This is a genomic window from Duganella vulcania (assembly GCF_009857655.1).
GTDB classification, from domain to species: Bacteria; Pseudomonadota; Gammaproteobacteria; order Burkholderiales; family Burkholderiaceae_D; genus Rugamonas; species Rugamonas vulcania.
The window spans coordinates 40,619-60,773 of sequence record NZ_WWCX01000022.1 but is presented as its reverse complement, the minus strand read 5'-3'; the positions used below and the strand labels follow the sequence as shown (position 1 = coordinate 60,773).

The 20,155-nt window shown below is 60.6% G+C and carries 14 protein-coding genes; 9 read left to right on the top strand and 5 right to left on the bottom strand.

From position 1 onward, the window contains the following. Nucleotides 1-8: 8 nt before the first annotated feature. Nucleotides 9-464 carry an Lrp/AsnC ligand binding domain-containing protein gene (locus GTP90_RS14920; protein ID WP_008443393.1) on the bottom strand — a complete coding sequence of 152 codons (456 nt, stop codon included), beginning with the start codon at nucleotides 462-464 and terminating at the stop codon, nucleotides 9-11. A gap of 212 nt (nucleotides 465-676) precedes the next feature. Here GTP90_RS14920 and putA point away from each other — a divergent pair, with 212 nt between their 5' ends. Beyond that, nucleotides 677-4,333, top strand: a complete 3,657-nt coding sequence (putA, locus tag GTP90_RS14915; RefSeq protein ID WP_161084289.1) for a trifunctional transcriptional regulator/proline dehydrogenase/L-glutamate gamma-semialdehyde dehydrogenase — start codon at nucleotides 677-679, stop codon at nucleotides 4,331-4,333. A 59-nt stretch (nucleotides 4,334-4,392) separates the two neighbouring features. Here putA and GTP90_RS14910 read toward each other — a convergent pair whose 3' ends face one another. The 3 genes from GTP90_RS14910 to GTP90_RS14900 all read right to left on the bottom strand — a co-directional run bounded on the left by GTP90_RS14910 (nucleotide 4,393) and on the right by GTP90_RS14900 (nucleotide 8,779). Next, nucleotides 4,393-5,058 (bottom strand): formylglycine-generating enzyme family protein, encoded by a 666-nt coding sequence (locus GTP90_RS14910; protein ID WP_217431975.1) that lies wholly within the window; start codon nucleotides 5,056-5,058, stop codon nucleotides 4,393-4,395. Next, nucleotides 5,042-5,743 carry a 5'-methylthioadenosine/adenosylhomocysteine nucleosidase gene (locus GTP90_RS14905; protein WP_161084288.1) on the bottom strand — a complete coding sequence of 234 codons (702 nt, stop codon included), beginning with the start codon at nucleotides 5,741-5,743 and terminating at the stop codon, nucleotides 5,042-5,044. Before GTP90_RS14905 ends, GTP90_RS14910 begins: the two co-directional genes overlap by 17 nt. A gap of 321 nt (nucleotides 5,744-6,064) precedes the next feature. After that, on the bottom strand, nucleotides 6,065-8,779 hold the full coding sequence (locus tag GTP90_RS14900) for a bifunctional diguanylate cyclase/phosphodiesterase (protein ID WP_161084287.1): 2,715 nt from the start codon (nucleotides 8,777-8,779) through the stop codon (nucleotides 6,065-6,067). Nucleotides 8,780-9,246: 467 nt separating this feature from the next. On the opposite strand from GTP90_RS14900, the gene GTP90_RS14895 reads away from it, so the two are divergent. From GTP90_RS14895 to GTP90_RS14860, 8 genes are all read left to right on the top strand, one after another. Next, the gene (locus tag GTP90_RS14895; protein WP_161084286.1) at nucleotides 9,247-10,284 is read left to right on the top strand and encodes an NAD(P)H-dependent flavin oxidoreductase; all 1,038 of its coding nucleotides are present in this window, start codon (nucleotides 9,247-9,249) and stop codon (nucleotides 10,282-10,284) included. A gap of 29 nt (nucleotides 10,285-10,313) precedes the next feature. Further along, nucleotides 10,314-11,942: a GMC family oxidoreductase gene (locus GTP90_RS14890; RefSeq protein ID WP_161084285.1), complete on the top strand. Its 1,629-nt coding sequence runs from the start codon at nucleotides 10,314-10,316 to the stop codon at nucleotides 11,940-11,942. Nucleotides 11,943-12,065: 123 nt separating this feature from the next. Beyond that, nucleotides 12,066-12,836: an ABC transporter ATP-binding protein gene (locus GTP90_RS14885; protein ID WP_117012344.1), complete on the top strand. Its 771-nt coding sequence runs from the start codon at nucleotides 12,066-12,068 to the stop codon at nucleotides 12,834-12,836. Beyond that, a complete protein-coding gene (locus tag GTP90_RS14880) occupies nucleotides 12,836-13,543 on the top strand; it encodes an ABC transporter ATP-binding protein (RefSeq protein WP_117012345.1) in 708 nt (235 codons plus the stop codon). Before GTP90_RS14885 ends, GTP90_RS14880 begins: the two co-directional genes overlap by 1 nt. Before the next feature lie 52 nt (nucleotides 13,544-13,595). Beyond that, a complete protein-coding gene (locus GTP90_RS14875) occupies nucleotides 13,596-14,804 on the top strand; it encodes an ABC transporter substrate-binding protein (protein ID WP_161084284.1) in 1,209 nt (402 codons plus the stop codon). A gap of 92 nt (nucleotides 14,805-14,896) precedes the next feature. Beyond that, nucleotides 14,897-15,781 carry a branched-chain amino acid ABC transporter permease gene (locus GTP90_RS14870; protein WP_161084283.1) on the top strand — a complete coding sequence of 295 codons (885 nt, stop codon included), beginning with the start codon at nucleotides 14,897-14,899 and terminating at the stop codon, nucleotides 15,779-15,781. Between the two features lie 10 nt (nucleotides 15,782-15,791). Further along, nucleotides 15,792-16,775 (top strand): branched-chain amino acid ABC transporter permease, encoded by a 984-nt coding sequence (locus GTP90_RS14865; RefSeq protein WP_161084282.1) that lies wholly within the window; start codon nucleotides 15,792-15,794, stop codon nucleotides 16,773-16,775. Nucleotides 16,776-16,896: 121 nt separating this feature from the next. Then, on the top strand, nucleotides 16,897-18,957 hold the full coding sequence (locus GTP90_RS14860; RefSeq protein WP_161084281.1) for a 3-hydroxybutyrate oligomer hydrolase family protein: 2,061 nt from the start codon (nucleotides 16,897-16,899) through the stop codon (nucleotides 18,955-18,957). A gap of 3 nt (nucleotides 18,958-18,960) precedes the next feature. Here GTP90_RS14860 and GTP90_RS14855 read toward each other — a convergent pair whose 3' ends face one another. After that, complete coding sequence (locus GTP90_RS14855; protein WP_161084280.1) at nucleotides 18,961-20,127, bottom strand: iron-containing alcohol dehydrogenase; 1,167 nt, start codon at nucleotides 20,125-20,127, stop codon at nucleotides 18,961-18,963. Between the last annotated feature and the right edge of the window lie 28 nt (nucleotides 20,128-20,155).

The following is a 20,155-nucleotide window of genomic DNA, read 5'->3' as shown; positions in this document are numbered from 1 at the left end:
CTCTGACGCTATTTTATAGGTAACTTGGTGGTATTCTTCACTTCTTCCATCACGGCGTAAGTGTGGGTTTCACGTACGCCCTTCTGGAGCAGGGTTTTACCCAGGAATTCGCGGTAGGCCGCCATGTCCTTGACGCGGGCTTTGACCAGGTAGTCGAAGCCGCCGGCAACCATGTGGCATTCCAGCACTTCGGGGATCACCTGGACGCTGTGTTTGAAGGCGTCGAACACTTCGGGCGTGGTGCGATCGAGCACCACTTCGATGAAGACGAGCAGGGACACGTCGAGCAGCTGCGGATTCAGTTGCGCGGTGTAGCCCATGATGTAGCCGGACTCGTGCAATTTGCGCACGCGCTCCAGGCAAGCGGCCGGTGACAGGTTCACGCGCGCCGCCAGTTCCACATTGCTGATGCGGCCATCGCTCTGCAATTCCATCAAGATTTTCTTGCTGATCTTGTCTAACATTTCCGGGAACTCCCAAATAAATATTATTTGGTTAAATTGTCGCACTAAAAACAATCTATTGCTAGTCCCCTGCAATACCAGAATTAATCCAGAAGAAATCACTTTACAATCGAATCATCAGCAGTTCACACAGATTCACGCTCGCCAGCATCCGCCGGTCGAGCGTTTTTTTGTAATGAACCGCGCCAAAATTTCCTTTCTGAGAGTATTCAATGCAAGCAGCAGCAGCCACCGGTTTCACCCCTTTCGCCGCCTTGCAGGATGAGATCCTGCGTGACCCGATTCCCCTGCGCGCAGCAGTGACGGCAGCCTATCGCCGCGACGAAGTCAGCGCCGTTCAGTGGTTGTTGGAACAGATCAAAAACAACGACGCCGGCACGCTGCAGCAAGCCCAGCAACTGGCCCATAAACTGGTCAGTTCGGTGCGCGAACAGCGCACCCGCGCGTCCGGTGTCGATGCCCTGATGCATGAGTTTTCGTTATCATCGGAAGAAGGCGTGGCGCTGATGTGCCTGGCCGAAGCACTGTTGCGTATTCCCGACAATGCCACCGCCGACCGGTTGATTGCCGACAAAATCAGCAAGGGCGACTGGCGCAAGCACCTGGGCGAATCGCCGTCGCTGTTCGTCAACGCCGCCACCTGGGGCCTGCTGATCACCGGCAAGCTGGTGTCCACCAGCAGCGAGACCGGCCTGGGTTCGGCGCTGACCAAACTCATTTCCAAAGGCGGCGAACCGCTGATCCGCAAGGGCGTGGACCTGGCGATGCGCATGCTGGGCAACCAGTTCGTCACCGGCCAGACCATCGACGAGGCCATCAAGAACGGCCAGTCCAACGAGGCGCGCGGCTACCGTTATTCCTATGACATGCTGGGCGAGGCCGCGCTGACCGAGGCCGACGCCAAAAATTACTACGCCTCCTACGAAACCGCGATCCACGCGATCGGCAAGGCATCGAACGGCCGCGGCATCAAGAACGGCCCCGGCATTTCGGTGAAACTGTCGGCGCTGCATCCGCGCTACAGCCGCGCCCAGCGCGCCCGCGTGATGGAAGAACTGCTGCCGCGCGTGCGCGAGTTGATGTTGCTGGCCAAGCACTACGACATCGGCCTGAACATCGACGCGGAAGAGGCCGATCGCCTGGAACTGTCGCTGGACCTGATCGAGGCGCTGGCGCACGACCCCGCGCTGGCCGGTTTCGAAGGCATCGGCATCGTCGTGCAGGCCTACCAGAAGCGCTGCCCCTTCGTCATCGACTACCTGATCGACCTGGCCAAGCGCAGCGGCCGCAAGTTCATGGTGCGCCTGGTCAAGGGCGCGTACTGGGATGCCGAAATCAAGCGCGCCCAGGTGGACGGCATGAGCGGCTATCCGGTCTACACCCGCAAGGTCTACACCGACGTGTCCTACCTGGTGTGCGCGCAAAAGCTACTGGCTTCGACCGGCGTAATCTATCCGCAGTTCGCCACCCACAACGCGCAAACCCTGTCGACGATTTACACTTGGGCCAAGCGCGACGGCGTGACCGACTACGAATTCCAGTGCCTGCACGGCATGGGCGAATCGCTGTACGACCAGGTGGTCGGCAAGGACAACCTGGACAAGCCTTGCCGCATCTACGCCCCGGTCGGCACCCACGAAACGCTGCTGGCCTACCTGGTGCGCCGCCTGCTGGAAAACGGCGCCAACTCGTCCTTCGTCAACCAGATCGTCGACGAGGCGATCCCGGTCGATTCACTGATCAAGGATCCGGTGGCGCTGGCGCGCGAGCAGGGCGGCCTGCCGCACACCGGCATTGCGCTGCCGCTGGACATGTTCGGCGCCGAGCGCAAGAACTCGGCCGGCTTCGACCTGGCCAACGAGGACGTGCTGCGTAAAATTTCGGCAGAGCTGGCCGCGCCGCGCCGCTGGCACGCCGCGCCTTTGCTGGCGGGCGGCCTGAGCGCAGGCCAGCCGGTGCAGGACGTGACCAACCCGGCACAGCGCAGCGACATCGTCGGCCAGCTGGTCGAAGCCAGCGCCGCCGACGTGGAAACCGCGCTGACCAGCGCCAGCAATTTCGCCATGGATTGGCAGACCACCGAGCCGTCGCAACGCGCGGCCGCACTGAACCGCGCCGCCGGCCTGTTCGAAGCCAACGCCATGGAACTGATGACGCTGGCAATCCGCGAAGCCGGCAAATCGCTGCCGAACGCCATCGCCGAGCTGCGTGAAGCGGTCGACTTCCTGCGCTACTACGCGGCCGAAGTGCACGGTTCGACCAACACGCTGGCCCTGGGTCCGGTGACCTGCATCAGCCCGTGGAACTTCCCGCTGGCGATCTTCACCGGCCAGGTGGCCGCCTCGCTGGCGGCCGGCAACGTGGTGCTGGCCAAGCCGGCCGAGCAGACGCCGCTGATCGCCCACCGCGCCGTCGAGCTGCTGCACGAGGCGGGCGTTCCGCGCGCCGCGCTGCAATTCCTGCCGGGCCGTGGCGAAGTGGTCGGCGCAGCGCTGACCGCCGACGCACGCGTCAAAGGCGTGATCTTCACCGGCTCGACCGAAGTGGCGCAACTGATCAACCGCACGCTGGCCAAGCGCGCCGTCGCGGAGAACGCCGACATCCCGCTGATCGCCGAGACGGGCGGCCAGAACGCCATGATCGTCGATTCGTCGGCGCTGCCGGAGCAGGTGGTGCAGGATGCGATCTCGTCGGCCTTCGACAGCGCCGGCCAGCGTTGCTCCGCGCTGCGCGTGCTGTTTCTGCAGGAAGATATCGCCGACAAAACCATCAAGATGCTCAAGGGTGCGATGCAGGAGCTGAAAGTCGGTTGCCCGGATCGTCTGGCGACCGACATCGGCCCGGTGATCGATGCCGAAGCCCAGCAAAACCTGCTGGCGCACATCAACAAGCTCAAGGCCACCGCGCTGAACTACTTCTCGCTGGACCTGCCGGCCAGCGTGACCACGGCCGGCACCTTCGTGCCGCCGACCGTGCTGGAGATCCGTTCGCTGTCCGAGCTGACGCAGGAAGTGTTTGGTCCGGTCCTGCACGTAATCCGCTACAAGCGCGCCGACCTGCCCAAGCTGATCGAGCAGATCAACGAAAGCGGCTACGGCCTGACATTGGGCGTGCACTCGCGCATCGATGAAACCATCGACTACATCAGCTCGCGCGCGCATGTGGGCAACATCTACATCAACCGCAACATCGTCGGCGCGGTGGTGGGCGTGCAGCCGTTCGGCGGCGAAGGCAAGTCCGGCACCGGCCCGAAAGCCGGCGGCCCGCTGTACCTGAAGCGCCTGCAACGCGGCGCCATCATCGGCACGCAGCACGAACGCCAGGCGACGCCGGGCCTGGATGCGCTGACCGTCTGGTCGAAAATGCACGGCCACGAGCGCATCGCCAACCTGGCGGAGCAATACAGCCGCACCACGATGCTGGGCAGCCTGACGGTATTGCCTGGCCCGACGGGCGAACGTAACACGCTGGCGCTGGTCGCGCGCGGCTGCGTGGTCTGCGCGGCCGGCACGCAAGCCGGCCTGCTGAACCAGATCGCGGCGACGCTGGCGACCGGCAATATCGCGCTGGTGACGGCGGAATCATCGAAATTGCTGCCTGCGGACCTGCCCGCGGTGGTCAAAGACCGCCTTCAGGTTATTGGCAGCCTGGACAGCTTCAACGGCGATTTCCAGATCGCGTTGGTGGAGACGATGCTGGTCGGCGGCCTGCGTGCCTCGCTGGCGGCCCGTAGCGGGGCGCTGGTGGGCCTGATCGACACCAACGAGGATGGCGCCATCCCCCTGTGGCGTTTGCTCGCTGAGCGCGCTCTGTGCGTGAATACGACCGCGGCCGGCGGCAACGCCAGCCTGATGACGCTGGACGCATAAACCTATCACCTGTTGTTGTTTTGGGGCCGGGATAAAACCCGGCCCTTTTTTTTGCCTGATCAGGCCAGCGGCCGGACCACCCGGAAGCCGAGATCGTCGATGGCAAAGGTGGGATGGCTACGGCGGCGATTCGTCGCCAGGCAGCCCCGTTCGGTATCCGACCAGCCGCCGCCCCGGAATACGCGGTACGGCCCATACACCTCGGGATCGTACTGGTCTTCGCACCATTCCCAAACATTGCCCAGCATGTCGTGCAGGCCCCAGCCGTTGGGCTGTTTCTGGCCGACGGTGTGTGTGCGGCCTTCTGAATTTTCCCGGTACCAGGCAATTTCATTAATATCACCATAGCGCGGGCCATTGGTGCCGGCCCGGCAGGCGTATTCCCACTCGGCTTCGGTGGGCAAGCGATATCCGTTGCTGCCGGCAATGCGGGAGGCGCCCATGCCGTCGTCATCCAACGCATAACAGGCGCGCAGACCGGCGGTCTCCGACAATAGATTGCAAAACCGGACAGCATCGAGCCAGGAGACATTCTCCACTGGGCATTGCGCGGAAACGCGGACCGAGGGCCAAAGCCCGGTGACGGCGGCATATTGCGCCTGCGTGACTGGATGGCAGCCGATTGCGAACGACAGCAGCTCGACCACCCAGGCTCGGCCGGTTCTATCGTCCCGCATGGCGATGGTCCCGCCGGGGATAACCATCATTTCAGACGGATCGAACATGTTCTTTGCAAAATCGTTCAATCACGTCAAAAGCATAGCGGGAGGCCACGGTTTTGATGAAATGCATGAAATCAACGGCCGCGTCGTCGTTAGCGTTATCCGAGATCGTGCGGATGACGGCAAACGGAATGCCCAGCTCAAAACACACTTGCGCGACAGCGGCGCCTTCCATTTCCACTGCCAATAAATCAGGCAAAGCAGCCTTCAACGCGTGAATCTGGGCTAATTTGCCTATAAATTGATCACCGCTGGCGATCATTCCACGGTGTACACGCGTGGTTTGCGCGGCTGCGGCCGCCAATTGTTCGGTCAAGGCGGTGTCGGTTGCGAAGCGCGACAAGCCCGTCAAAGGGATTTCAAACTGTGGAAAAAGCGGGCTGGCATCGAAATCATGCTGAACCAGTTCTTCAGCAACAACGATATCCCCGACTTTTACATTTTTATCCCCGCTTCCGGCAACGCCGGTGAAGACGATGTGGGTAACTCCGAACTTTTCCACAAGGATGGAGGCTGTCATGGCCGCTGCAACCTTGCCTATACGCGACAGGACGCACACAGCGTCGATTTCCCAGAGCTTCCCTCCCGTGTACTCACGCATGCCGTGGACGAGCTTGTAGGGGCTCTCAAGGGCTTCTATCAGCCCATGCTGTTCTTCAGCCAACGCGCTGATGATGCCTAAACGCATACTTTTCCTTGGTCTTCAGAGGGGGAGGCTGTGGATTTCAAACGGTTTTTCCACAGAGGTTTACGAAAAACGGTCGATTTTAAGGCGTTTTTTGTGCTCTGGGGTGTTTTCAGAACGCGAGCAGGCCTTCAGATTCGGTTTACTTGTTTACAAAGGATTTATATAAAAATAGTAGTAATAGTAAACGAGCAAAAGCCTGTGGATAAGTCATGTATACGTTTACAAATCATTTGTTTACGCGAAAGATAAGCACATGCATAAGCGCTGTACCAGTTCAGGAGCAATTCTGTATAAAATGTCGGCCTTTGGACAACTTCGTCCTTACTCACAAGTCGTCCTGTGGATATCCAGCGAGTTATTCACAGGTGAAAGCTCGTTTTTGATCTTTTTTTCCAATTCTTCGGCCGAAATCGGCTTGGAAAACAGATATCCCTGCCCTAAATCGCATCCGGCAGCTGTCAAAGCGGCAAGTTGTTGAGGTGTTTCGATGCCCTCGGCGATGACTTTGATGCCCAGCTTGTGCGCCATGGCGATAATCGCCTCGCAAAGTACGACGCCGTCGGTCCCATTCGACAGATTGGACACGAAAGTCGGGTCGATTTTGATGTAATCGATATCGAAGCGCCTTAAAAACGCTACCGAGCAATAGCCGGTGCCGAAATCGTCCAGCGAAATCTGCATGTGGGCATGTTGAAGCGCCAACATTCGCTCCGAAACCGAGTTCGCCGTATCCAGCAACAAGTTTTCCGTCACTTCGATAATGATGCTGTTGGCATCCAGGTGCAGTTCCTGGAGAAAATCCAGCCATTGTTCGTAATTGCTGCCGTTATCGCGGAACTGCCACGCTGATTTGTTCACGCTGATCTGGAAATCGGGCAATCCCAGGGCCTGCAGCTTCTGCACTTCTCGCGCCGCCTGCTTGAAAACCCAGTCGCCGATGCCCACAATCATCCCGCTGCTTTCCGCGACGCTGATAAATTCGGCAGGATTCAGCAGTCCGCGCACCGGATGTTGCCAACGCACCAGCGCTTCCGCCTTGCATATCTTGCCGCTGGCCAGGTCGATAATCGGCTGGAACAAGATCCGCAACTCATCGTGATTGACCGCTTCGCGCAATTCGTTGACCAAAGTCATGCGTACGCGGGTCGCTTCCTGCATGAACGGGGCGAAATAATTGAAGCGATTCCTGCCTTGCTGCTTGGCCGCGTACATCGCCTGGTCGGCGTTTTTGATTAAAATTTCAGCGTCGGCGCCGTCCTCGGGATATAGCGTGATGCCGATGCTGCTGGAAATATGGGCAATGTGCTTGTCCCCGGCATTGCCCAGGTTGAACGGCGTGCTCATCTGCTTGAGGATTTCCTGCGCCGTGCGGACCACGTCGCCGGCGTTGTGCAGCTCGCTCAGGATGACGGTGAACTCGTCACCGCCCAGGCGCGCCACCGTATCGGTCCCCCGAACGGCGCCGGACAAGCGGATTGCCACTTCTTTGAGCAGCAAATCGCCCATGTCGTGACCCAGGGTGTCGTTGATTTCCTTGAAGTGATCCAAATCGATAAACACCAGCGCCATCGGCACGTGGGAGCGGTCGGTTTTTTTCATTTCCTGACGTAGATGCTCATGGAACATGCGCCGGTTTGGCAGTCCGGTCAGCGCATCGAAATTGGCCTGGCGCCAGACCAGTTCTTCCGATGCTTTCTTTTTGGTGATGTCGCTCAACAGCGCGACGTAGCGGAATGGATTACCCCATTCGTCATAAACGGTGTTGAAACGCATCGCCACCAGGTACTCTTCGCCGTTCTTGTGTTGATGCCAGAGTTCGCCTTCCCACTGGCCGGTATGGGCGATCGACTCGAACATGCGCGTATAGAAGTTGATGTCCTGGCGGCTGGTGGTCAATTCGTAGCCGCGGTGGCCGATGACTTCCTTTTCCGTATAGCCGCTCAGCAGGGAAAAGGCCGGATTCACGGTCAGGATCCTGCCATCCGCGTCGGTGACCATCATGCCTTCGCCGCTGTTTTGGAAAAGCAAGGCCGCCAACTTCATGGATTCCTCGTTTTTCTTGCGCTCCTCTTCGTTGGCCAGCAGCTTTTGTTCCATTTCCCGGCTGGCGGAGTAGAGCGCGCGGAAGCGCAGTTCGCGTTCTTCCTGCCTGGTGTACGTGCGCAGCGAAAAATGACCGGCGCCTGCCATCAGGATCAGCAACAAAATCAACCCGGCGCCAGCAATCAACGAGTTTTGCTGAAGCAATCTGGCCGACTCGGAATCGTTGCTGCCGACGACGACAATCAACGGAAGTTCTTCAAAAACGCGATAGCTGAAGATGCGCGCGAGCTTGTCGGCGTTGCCGATGGTTTTGTAGGTGCCGGAACTGGCGCGGCGAACATTGTCGAACAGGTCGGTCGATCCCAGGTCGCGGCCGAAGGATTCTTCAAAATTCGGTACGGCAACGATGACTTTGCCGCGGGCATGGACCAGCGCGATCGAGATGTCCGAATTGAAGCGCGAATTTTCAAATACGGTGAGGTAGCGGCTGACATTGAGCGGCGCGACGACTACTCCCAGAAATTCTCCCTTGGCGCTTTCCACCCGGCGGCTAAGAAAAAACAACCTTTGGCTGTTGCGCAAGCCGACTGCGGGTTCTCCAACGAACAATTTGCCGCGCATTGCGATATCCAGATGGGCTTTGAAGTAATCGCGATCGGCGTAGCGGTAACCGTTGATGTTGTTGCCGGTCGAAGTGGCGATTGCAACGCCCTTGGTGTCGAGAAAAGTGATCCAGTACTCGCCGTTGAACGTGGAGCCGCGTGAGGACAACAGTTCCGACATCATTTCCGGCGAGTTTCTTTGTTGCGCGTTTAGAACTTTGATGGCATTCGCGAAGCCGATCAGCGACAAGTCGACCGATTGAAGCGAGTACAGAACATGCGCTTCCATCGCCTTGACGTGATGTTCGGTCTGGGTCTTGACCGCAAGTTCGCGTTCAACGTAAGTGGTGCGGAATTGGGAAACGACAACGGCAATGGCTAGGGTAGCCATCAGGAAAAGGCCTGTAATCAGACGTCGCCGAAAGCGAAGGTAAGCCGGCGACCGCAGATGTTTGCGCTGTGAGGACAAAATGTCTCCGCCTGAGGCTGGTTGTTTGCGAATTCAGTATAGGGGAAAGCAGATGTTGGCGAAATCTTATTTCTGTTCCAGTGGGGTATCAGGCCGTCCAGGCGCTTGCGCCTGTGGTTTTTGGGTTTATGGTTTACTCTAAAGATGTATATATAAAAATAGTAGTAGTTGTTAACGCAGACACTTTTCTGTGGATAAGTGTTCATTTTGGATTAAAATCAGGCGTTTACGGACTGCATAAGCGGGCGGGAAAGCCGTGTATGAGCAAAGAACTGTTTTGGGATAAGAAAAAGCGTCCCCAGAAATTTTTTGTTTACACACATTTCGTGCCTGTGGATATCCATAGACTTATCCACATGTCGTAAACGCCATTTTTAGTGAGAAATCCGATGAAATTGGCATCAATTTTTCCTCATCCCATCATCCAGGGACCGACCGCCGGCGGTAATAACAATCCCGCGCAGGTGGCTGCGGTCTCCAATGCAGGAGCGCTGGGTTCGCTGGCCTGCTCCTTACTTCCGCCGGACGTCATCCGCAGCCAGACCGAGCAAATCCGTGCCCTGACCGACAAGCCGTTTTGCCTGAATTTCTTCGTCCTGGAGACGCCCAAGCCGGCCGTGGAAGAAGTGGCCCGCGCCAAGGAATGGCTGAAGCCGTTCGCCTCGTCGTTGGGCTGGACCGAGGTGCCGACGCCCGCCAAATGGTGCGAAGACTTCGCCGCCCAGTTTGAAACGTTGATCGAATTGCGCCCCGCAGTCGCCAGTTTTACCTTCGGCATCCTCAGCGCGGACCAGATCCGGCGCCTGCATGACGCCGGTATTTTCGTCATCGGCACGATCACCCATGCCGACGAAGCGCTGGCCTGGCAGAGCAGGGGCGCGGATGCGGTGATCGCTTCCGGCACCGAGTCCGGCGGCCACCGAGGCACCTTCATCGGCGCGCAGGAAGACGCCAGGCTCACCACTTTCGAGCTGCTGCCGACCATTGTCGAGGCAGTGCATATTCCGGTGATCGCGGCCGGCGGCATCATGGACGGCGCCGACATCAAGCGCGCGCTGGACGGCGGCGCACAGGCGGTGCAGATGGGCACGGCGTTCCTGGTGTGCGACGAATCGACCATCAATCCGCATTACAAGCAGCGCTTGCTGACGGCGGGCGATCATCCGACCCGGTTGACGCGCACGTTTTCCGGCCGCTATGCGCGTGGATTGGAGAACCGTTTCATGCTTGAAATGGCCGTTGTGGAAAAACAGATTCCGCCTTACCCGATACAGAACGCATTGACCGGCGCCATCCGCGCCGAAGCGGGCAAGCGCGGCGAGACCGAACTGATGTCGCTGTGGTGCGGAACCGGCGTCGCGCGCGCGCGGCCGATGCCGGCGGCGCAGCTGGTAAAAACCTTGTTGGCGGAGATAGCTGCCGCCTGACCGAAGCACCGCTCTTGGAGGAGACGTTTTTGGAATCAGCAGGCATTTACGATTACATCATCATTGGTGCAGGCTCGGCTGGCTGCGTATTGGCAAACCGGTTGAGCGCGAACAGAAACGCGAATGTCCTGCTGATCGAGGCAGGTGGCAAAGACGATTATGTGTGGATCCATATTCCCGTTGGTTATCTGCATTGCATAGATAATCCGCGGACCGATTGGATGTTCCGCACCGAGGCCGATCCTGGCCTGGGCGGGCGCAGCCTGCTTTACCCGCGCGGCAAAGTGCTGGGTGGCAGTTCCTCGATCAACGGCATGATCTACATGCGCGGCCAGGCTGGAGATTACGACCGCTGGGCCGAGCTGACCGGCGACGACAGCTGGCGCTGGTCGTCGGTGCTGCCGCTGTTTAAAAAGAGCGAGGATTATCACGGCGGCGCTTCCGAATTGCACGGCGCCGGCGGTCCATGGCGCGTGGAAAAGCAGCGCTTGTCGTGGAAAATTCTCGACGCGTTTCGCGACGCGGCGGAGCAAACCGGCATCCAGAAAGTGGATGACTTCAATCGCGGCGACAACGCCGGCTGCGGCTATTTCGACGTCAATCAAAAGCGCGGCATCCGCTGGAATACGGCGAAGGCGTTTTTGAAACCGGTGTCGATGCGGCCCAACCTGACCATCATGACCGGCTGCCACGTGGAACGTTTGCAGATCGAAATGAGCGATCGCGGACCGGTGTGCAAAGGCGTGATTTTCACCGGCGGCGGCACGCACTTCACCGCCACCGCCGACAAAGAAACCCTGCTGGCGGCTGGCGCCGTTGGTTCTCCACAAATTTTGCAGTGCTCTGGCATCGGCGCGGCGGACCGTTTGCGCGAGCACGGCATCGCGCCGCTGGCCGACTTGCCCGGCGTCGGCGAAAACCTGCAAGACCATCTGCAGCTGCGCATGATTTACAAGCTCGGCGGCGGCGCCCGTACGTTGAACACGATGGCGTCCAGCTGGTACGGCAAGATGAAAATCGGCCTTGAATACGCGATGTTCCAGAGCGGGCCGATGTCGATGGCACCTTCGCAGCTGGGTGCTTTTGCGCGTTCCGATTCCACGCAGGCCACGCCGAATCTGCAGTACCACGTGCAGCCGCTGTCGCTGGAAAAGTTCGGCGAACCCTTGCACGCATTCCCCGCATTCACGGCCAGCGTTTGCAATCTGCGGCCGACCTCGCGCGGCCACGTGCGCATTGCCAGCGCCGATTCGTACGCGCCACCGAAGATTTCACCGATGTATTTGAGCACGCCGGAAGACCGCAAAGTCGCCGCCGACGCGTTGACTTTGACGCGCCAGATCGTCGCCGCGCCGGCGTTGAAACCTTATGCGCCGGAAGAATACAAGCCAGGTGTTCACTACCGCACCGAGGAAGAATTGGCGGCGGCCGCAGGCGCGATCGGCACCACGATTTTCCATCCGGTAGGCACCTGCAAAATGGGCCGCGCCGATGACCGGAGCGCCGTCGTGGACAGCGCCTTGCGTGTAATTGGCATACAAGGATTGCGCGTGGTTGATGCTTCCGTCATGCCGTTTATCACCTCGGGAAATACCAATTCACCGACGATTATGATCGCGGAGAAAGCTTCAGAGCTGATTCGTTCAGAGTGGAAATGAAACCCTGTATTCGCTAGGTCTAGATCAAAAGCAGACCGTAGTTATACTGTATTGTTAGCCAATTTGTTACTGTGTATGATTTAAAAAAATTTAGTAGTTTGAAAAGAATAACTAGGAGACAGGATGTCCGGCGTTATCTTGGAAACAAAGCACTTGACCAAGGAATTCAAAGGTTTTACCGCGGTCAATGATGTGAATTTGAAAGTGCAGCGCGGCCACATCCACGCGCTGATCGGCCCCAATGGCGCCGGTAAAACCACATGCTTCAATTTGCTCACCAAGTTTCTGGTACCCACCTCGGGCCAGATTCTTTTCAACGACAAGGACATCACCTTCGCCAAGCCGGCGCAGATCGCCCGCATGGGCGTGATCCGTTCCTTCCAGATTTCCGCAGTCTTTCCGCACCTGACGGTGCTGCAAAATGTCCGCATCGGATTGCAGCGCCAGCTCGGCACCAGCTTCAATTTCTGGCAGAGCGAACGGTCGCTGAACAAGCTCAACGACCGCGCGATGCAACTGCTGGCCGAGGTCGACCTGACCGAGTTCGCGGACACCATCACCGTCGATATGCCTTACGGCCGCAAGCGCGCTTTGGAAATCGCCACCACGCTGGCGATGGAGCCGGAGCTGATGCTGCTGGACGAACCGACCCAGGGCATGGGCCACGAGGACGTGCACCGCGTGACGGAGCTGATCAAAAAAGTGTCGGCAGGCCGCACCATTCTGATGGTCGAACACAATATGAAAGTGGTGTCCGGCATCTGCGACAAGATTTCCGTTTTGCAGCGCGGCGCGATGCTGGCGGAAGGCACCTATGCCGAAGTTTCAAGTAATCCACAAGTGATGGAAGCCTATATGGGTACCGAAGCCGCAGTGCTGGAAGGAGCCCACTGATGGCCGCCGCTCTGGAAATCTCCAACCTGCAAACCTGGTACGGCGAATCGCATATTTTGCACGACGTGAACCTGACGGTGCAGCCGGGCGAAGTGGTGACGCTGCTGGGCCGCAACGGCGCCGGCCGCACCACCACGCTGCGCGCGATCATGGGCCTGACCGGTGCGCGCAAGGGCTCGATCAAGGTCAACGGCGTGGAAGCGATCGGCTTCCCGACGCATAAAATCGCCCACCTCGGCATCGGCTATTGCCCGGAAGAGCGCGGCATTTTCTCGTCGCTGTCGACCGAGGAAAACCTGATGTTGCCGCCGCAACTGGCCACCGGCGAGAAGGGCATGTCGGTCGAGGAAATCTACGCGATGTTCCCCAACCTGGAAGAGCGCAAGCACAGCCAGGGAACCCGGCTGTCCGGCGGCGAGCAGCAGATGCTGGCGGTGGCGCGCATCCTGCGCACCGGCGCGCGCCTGCTGCTGCTCGATGAAATCTCCGAGGGCCTGGCGCCGGTCATTGTGCAGGGACTGGCGCGGATGATCACCACGCTCAAGGCCAAGGGCTACACCATCGTCATGGTGGAACAGAATTTCCGGTTTGCCGCCCCGCTGGCGGACCGGTTTTATGTGATGGAACATGGTCAGATCGTCGAGACCTTTGTTGCATCGGAATTGAGCGCCAAGATGCCGGTCCTGACCGAGCTTCTGGGTGTCTGAGTAAGTGTACAAAAAATAGACCAGCACTACTTCTTGAACGAACGGAGACAAAATGAAACTCAAAGCCATCACCATCGCAGCCACCGCCGTGTGCGCATTCGGCCTGTCCTTTGCTGCCCAAGCCCAGGTTTCCGGCGACACCATCAAGATCGGCATGATCACCGACATGTCCGGCCTCTACACGGACATCGACGGCGCCGGCGGTGCCGAGGCAATCAAGATGGCGATTGCCGACGCCGGCGTGGTCATCGCCGGTAAAAAGGTCGAGTTCATCTCCGCCGACCACCAGAACAAGGCCGACATCGCCGCGTCCAAGGCGCGCGAATGGTTCGACCAGCAGGGCGTCGACATGCTGATCGGCGGCACCAACTCGGGCGCCAACCTGGCCATGGCCAAGGTCGCGGCCGAGAAGAAAAAAATCTTCATCTCGATCGGCGCCGGCTCGGCCCGTTTGACCAACGAGGAATGCTCGCCATACACGGTCCACTACGCCTACGACACCATCGCGCTGGCGCGCGGCACCGGCGGCGCCATCGTCAAGCAGGGCGGCAAGAGCTGGTACTTCCTGACCGCCGACTACGCCTTCGGCCAGTCGCTGGAAAAAGATACGGCGGACGTGGTGAAAGCCAACGGCGGCAAGGTGCTGGGCTCGGTCAAGCATCCGCTGTCGGCGTCGGACTTCTCGTCCTTCCTGCTGCAGGCGCAATCGTCGGGCGCGCAGATCCTCGGCCTGGCCAACGCCGGCGGCGATGCGATCAACTCGATCAAGGCCGCCAACGAGTTCGGCATCACCAAGAAGATGAAACTGGCGGGCTTGCTGATCTTCATTAACGATGTCCACTCGCTGGGCCTGAACCTGACCCAGGGCATGTACCTGACCGACGGTTGGTACTGGGATGCGAATGCCGACACTCGCGCCTGGTCGAAGCGCTACTTCGCCAAAATGAAGAAGGAACCGTCGATGCTGCAGGCGGCCGACTACTCGGCGGCGGCCAACTACCTGAAGGCGGTCAAGGCCGTCGGCACCGACGACACCGACAAGGTCATGGCCTACCTGAAAGCGAACAAGATCAACGACATGTTCGCCAAGAACGGCGTGATCCGTCCGGACGGCCGCATGGTCCACGATATGTACCTGATGGAAGTGAAGAAGCCGTCGGAATCGAAATATCCATGGGACTACTACAAAGTCGTCGCCACCATTCCGGGCGACCAGGCTTACGCCACCAAGGCGGAAACCAAATGCTCCCTGTGGAAATAAGCTGAGTTGCACACAGGCCGGGCGCCCTTGCCCGGCCTTTTTCTGGTGTCGCGCCATCCCGTCCGGGACGGTGACCTTTATATTGTGATCTCATGGAAATATTCGGCTATCCCTTGCCCATGATTATGAGCCAGCTGATGCTGGGCCTGGTCAACGGCTCCTTCTATGCCATGCTGTCGCTCGGCCTGGCGGTGATCTTCGGCCTGCTGAACGTGATTAATTTCTCGCACGGCGCGCTCTACATGATGGGCGCGTTTGTCGCCTGGATGGGCATGGCCTATCTCGGCCTGAACTACTGGGTGATGCTGGTGCTGGCGCCGCTGATCGTCGGCGTGTTCGGCATCGTCATCGAAAAAACCATGCTGCGCTGGCTCTACAAGCTGGACCATCTTTACGGCCTGCTGCTGACCTTCGGCATCACGCTGCTGGTGGAAGGCGTGTTCCGTTCGTTCTACGGCGTGTCCGGCCAGCCTTTCCAGGTGCCGGAGGCGCTGGCGGGCTCGACCGACCTCGGCTTCATGGTGCTGCCGAACTACCGCGCCTGGGTGGTGGTGGCGTCGCTGGCGGTGTGCCTGTCGACCTGGTTCGTCATCGAAAAGACCAAACTGGGCGCCTACTTGCGCGCCGGCACCGAGAATCCCAAGCTGGTGGAGGCGTTCGGTATCAATGTTCCGTTGATGGTCACGCTTACCTACGGCTTCGGCGTCGCTTTGGCGGGCTTTGCAGGGGTGCTGGCGGCCCCCGTGATCCAGGTGCAGCCCCTGATGGGTCAGAACCTGATTATCGTCGTATTCGCCGTTGTAGTGATCGGTGGCATGGGTTCGATCATGGGCTCCATCGTGACCGGTCTCGGCCTGGGCGTGATCGAGGGCCTGACCAAGGTGTTCTACCCCGAGTTTTCGTCGACGGTGGTGTTCCTGGTGATGGTCGTGGTGTTGCTGATCCGTCCAGCCGGCTTGTTCGGTAAAGAAAAATAAGAGGCCGCAGATGAATAAAAACCTAGGTTATCTCGTCGCCTTCGCGATCGCGCTGGCGGCGCCGTTTGTCGGCTATCCGGTGTTCCTGGCCAAGCTGCTGTGCTTTGCGTTGTTCGCCAGCGCCTTCAACCTGCTGATCGGCTTCACCGGTTTGCTGTCGTTCGGCCACGCGGCGTTCTTCGGCGCCGCCGGCTATGTGGCCGGCAACGCGATGAAGGTATGGGGCTGGCCGGTCGAGCTGGGCCTGCTGGCCGGCGTCGCGGCCGGCGCCCTCATCGGTCTGGTGATGGGCGCGCTGGCGATCCGCCGCCAGGGTATCTACTTCTCGATGATCACGCTGGCGCTGGCGCAGATGGTGTACTTCGGCGCGCTGCGCGCAGGGGACTTCACCGGCGGCGAGGACGGCCTGCAGGGCGTTCCACGTGGAAAACTGCTGGGCATGGTCGACCTGACCAACGACACCGCGCTGTACTTCTTCGTGCTGGGCATCGCCGTGCTTGCCTTCATGCTGATCGTTCGCACCGTGCATTCGCCGTTCGGCCAGGTGCTGAAGGCGATCAAGGAAAACGAGCCGCGCGCGATTTCGCTGGGCTACGATGTGGACAAGTACAAGCTGCTGGCCTTCGTGCTGTCGGCCGCGCTGGCCGGCCTGGCGGGCGCGTCCAACATGCTGGTACAGGGTTTTGAAACGCTGACCGATGTCCACTGGAGCATGTCCGGCCTGGTGATCCTGATGACCCTGGTGGGCGGCATGGGCACGCTGGCCGGTCCAGTGCTGGGCGCCATCCTCATCATCGCGCTGGAGAACAAGCTGGGCGATTTCGGCATCTTCATGGTCTCGCATACCGGCATCGAATGGTTCAACACCATCGGCGAAGCGGTCAACATGGTGGTTGGTTTCATCTTCATCGTTTGCGTGCTGTTGTTCCGGCGCGGCATAGTCGGTGAGATCGTCGCCAAGTTCGGCCTCGGCGGCGCCAAAAAAGCAGCTTGATGCAGCACACACGCCGGACGTTCTGTCCGGCGTTTTTATTTCACCGGTAGTACATTTCGTCTGGCCGCAGGCCGGAGTGGGAGTAGTCCGTCCGTAACTTTTTATCGACATAGAGGATGACATGCACATCAAGAAAATCACGCTGGCGCTGGCCGGCATTGCGCTGACCGCCTGCGGTGCCAACGAGCACGACACGGCCGAGGATGTAAACGTGCTGCCGGCGTATCTGGGCACCATCAGCAGCAAGACCTACGACGGCACCACCGACGACCTGCTGACCGCCGGCCTGGGCGCCACCGGCCTGGCAGCCCCCACCGCGCCGGCGTATGCCGACCCGTCCAATCCCACGGCCGCCGAGCTGCGGCGCAACGCCATCTACGCCAACTACCGCGCCGTGCTCGACATCAACATCAACAGCGGCTATGGCACCTTGTATGGCCCGAACGTGGACGCCAGGGGCGTGGCTGGGACGGGGCAGGGCATGATCGCCGGCACCGAGTACATCGCCTACTCCGACGACGGCACCGGCAACCAGAACGTGACCCTGATGGTGCAGATCCCGAACGGCTTCGACGTCAACAACCCCTGCATCGTCACCGGCACGTCGAGCGGATCGCGCGGCGTGTACGGCGCCATCGGCAGCGCCGGCGAATGGGGCCTGAAGAACAACTGCGCGGTGGCGTACGCCGACAAGGGCAGCGGCACCGGCCTCTACACCTTCGACGACGACAGCGTGAACCTGCAAAGCGGCGTGCGCGCCACCCGCGCCGCGGCCGGCAAGAACGCCATGTTCGCGCCGGCCCTGAGCGATGCCGACCGCGCCGCCTTCGCCTCATCATTGCCTGGGCGCATCGCCTTCAAGCACGCGCACTCGCAGCAGAACCCGGAAAAAGACTGGGGCAAGTTCACCCTGCAATCGCTCGAATTCGCCTTCTACGTGCTCAACGAAAAGTATGGCGTGCTGGCCAAGGACAACAAGAGCCACATCGTGCGCCTGACGCCGAAGAACACAGTGACGATCGCCTCCAGCATCTCCAACGGCGCCGGCTCGGCCCTGCTGGCCGCGGAACAGGACACGAAGGGACTGATCGGCGGCGTGGCGGCCACCGAGCCGCAGGTGCAGCCCAAGACCGCCACCGGCTATACGGTGCGCCAGGGCGGCGTCAGCGCGACAGGGCAGGGCAAGGCGCTGTTCGACTATTCGACGTATGCGGCGCTGTACCAGCCCTGCATCGCCTCCACCGCTGCCGCGCCTGGCCGCTGCACGGCGCTGGCCGCCAAAGGCTTGTTGACCGGCACCGACCTGGCGTCGCAACAAGCGGACGCCAAGGCGCGCCTGAAGGCCTACGGCTGGCTGGCCGATTCCGACATCCTGCAAGCGGCGCACGCCGGCACCAACATCCTGGTGGCGGTGACGTATGCGAATGCCTACGGAAAGTTCTCGGTGACGGACAAGCTGTGCGGATTCTCGTTCGCCCCCACTGACGCGACCGGCTCCCCGGTGGCGTTCACGGCCGCGCAAAAGGCCAGCAGCTTCGCGACCCAGAACGGCATCGTCGGCAGCGTGGTCTATGAGGATTCTGTGGGCGGCGCCAAGGCCTACAACTTTGGCGTGTCACCGAGCAGCAGCCTGGCGGACCAGTCGCTGGACGGCTTCCTGTGCCTGCGTTCGCTGGCCACTGGTGTCGATCCCGTCACCGGCGGCGCGCTGAGCGGCACGCTGGCGGCGCAGAGCGCACGCGTGAAGGCCGGCATGGCCGAGGTGGCCGCGACCGGCAATCTGCACGGCAAGCCTGCCATCATCGTGCAGGGCCGCAGCGATACGCTGATTCCGGTGAACTTCGCGTCACGGGCGTACCTGGGCTTGAACGCGGCGGTGGAAGGTTCGGCGAGCAAGCTGCGCTACATCGAGGTGACCAACGCCAACCACTTCGATTCCTTCACCAACGCGCTGCCGGCCAACATCGTGCCGCTGCACGTCTACCTGTTCCGTGCGCTCGATGCGATGCTGGCCAACCTGCGCAGCTCGGCGACGCCGCTGCCCTCGTCGCAGGTGGTGCGCACGGTGCCGCGGGCCGACAACACCACGCCGGTCACCGTGGCCAACGTGCCGCCCATCGCCGCTACGCCCGGCGCCAACGCGATCACGGTCAGCGGCACCACGGTCGATGTGCCCAACTAAGGTCTACAAGGCCGCCGCGTAGATTGCCCTCGCATCGTCGCGCGTGACGGTGCGGGGGTTATTCCCCAACAAGCGGGTCTGGAGCATGGCGTCATCCGCCAGCCGGTCCAGGTCCGTTTCCCTGATTCCCACCTGCTGCAACGTCCGCTCTATCCCGGTGATGATGGCTATTTGCTGCATCGCAACAACCAACGCCTCCGCCCTCGCCTCGACACTGCCGCTGGCCTGGGGCACGACGATCTTCGCCAGTTCCGCATACAGCGCGGCCGCCTCGGGCGCATTGAAGCGCAGCACGTGCGGCAGCACCAGCGAGTTCGACAGCCCATGCGGCACGTGGAAGATGCCGCCTATCGGATACGCCAGCGCATGCACCGCAGCCACCGGCGCGTTCGAGAACGCCTGCCCGGCCAGCATCGCACCCAGCAGCATGGCCTGGCGCGCCGCCAGGTCGCCGCCGTTTTCGCAGGCACGGATCAGGTTGGCTGACAGCAGTCTCAGCGCCTTGCGCGCAAAGATGTCGGACAGCGGGTTCTTTTTATGGCGGCTGGTGTAGGCCTCGATCGCGTGCACCATCGCGTCGATGCCGGTCGCGGCGGTGACCATGGGCGGCAGGCCGAGCGTCAGTTCGGCGTCCAGCAATGCAAGATCGGCATAGAGTTGCGGCGCGACGACGCCCATTTTTGTGGTAGCCCCGGTGGTGACGATGGCGATGTTGGTCACCTCCGAACCGGTGCCGGCGGTGGTCGGAATCTGCACCAGCGGCAGCCGCGTCCCCTTCACATTGCCGATGCCGTAGATCGCGCTGATCGGCTGGTCGCTGCCGGCCAGCACGGCGATCAGCTTGGCGACGTCCATCGAACTGCCGCCGCCGAGCCCGATGACGATGTCGGCCCGGTGCTCGCGGGCGGCTGCGACAGCTTCCAGCACCACTGCCTCCGGCGGGTCCGCCACCACGTTGGAATAGATCGCCACCGCCAGTCCCGCCGCGCGCAGGCTGGCGGCCGGCGCATCGACCAGGCCGGTTTTCAGGAAGCCGGGATCGGTGACGAGGAGGGCGCGCGTGGCCACCGGGAAGCGCTGGGCGATGTGCTCGCCTAGCCGGCCGGCTGCGCCGAGTTCGGAAACGATGTGGGCGACGGTGCTGAAGGCGAACGCTGGGAAGTCGGTCATGGCGGCTCCAGGGTGGTGGATTTCACGT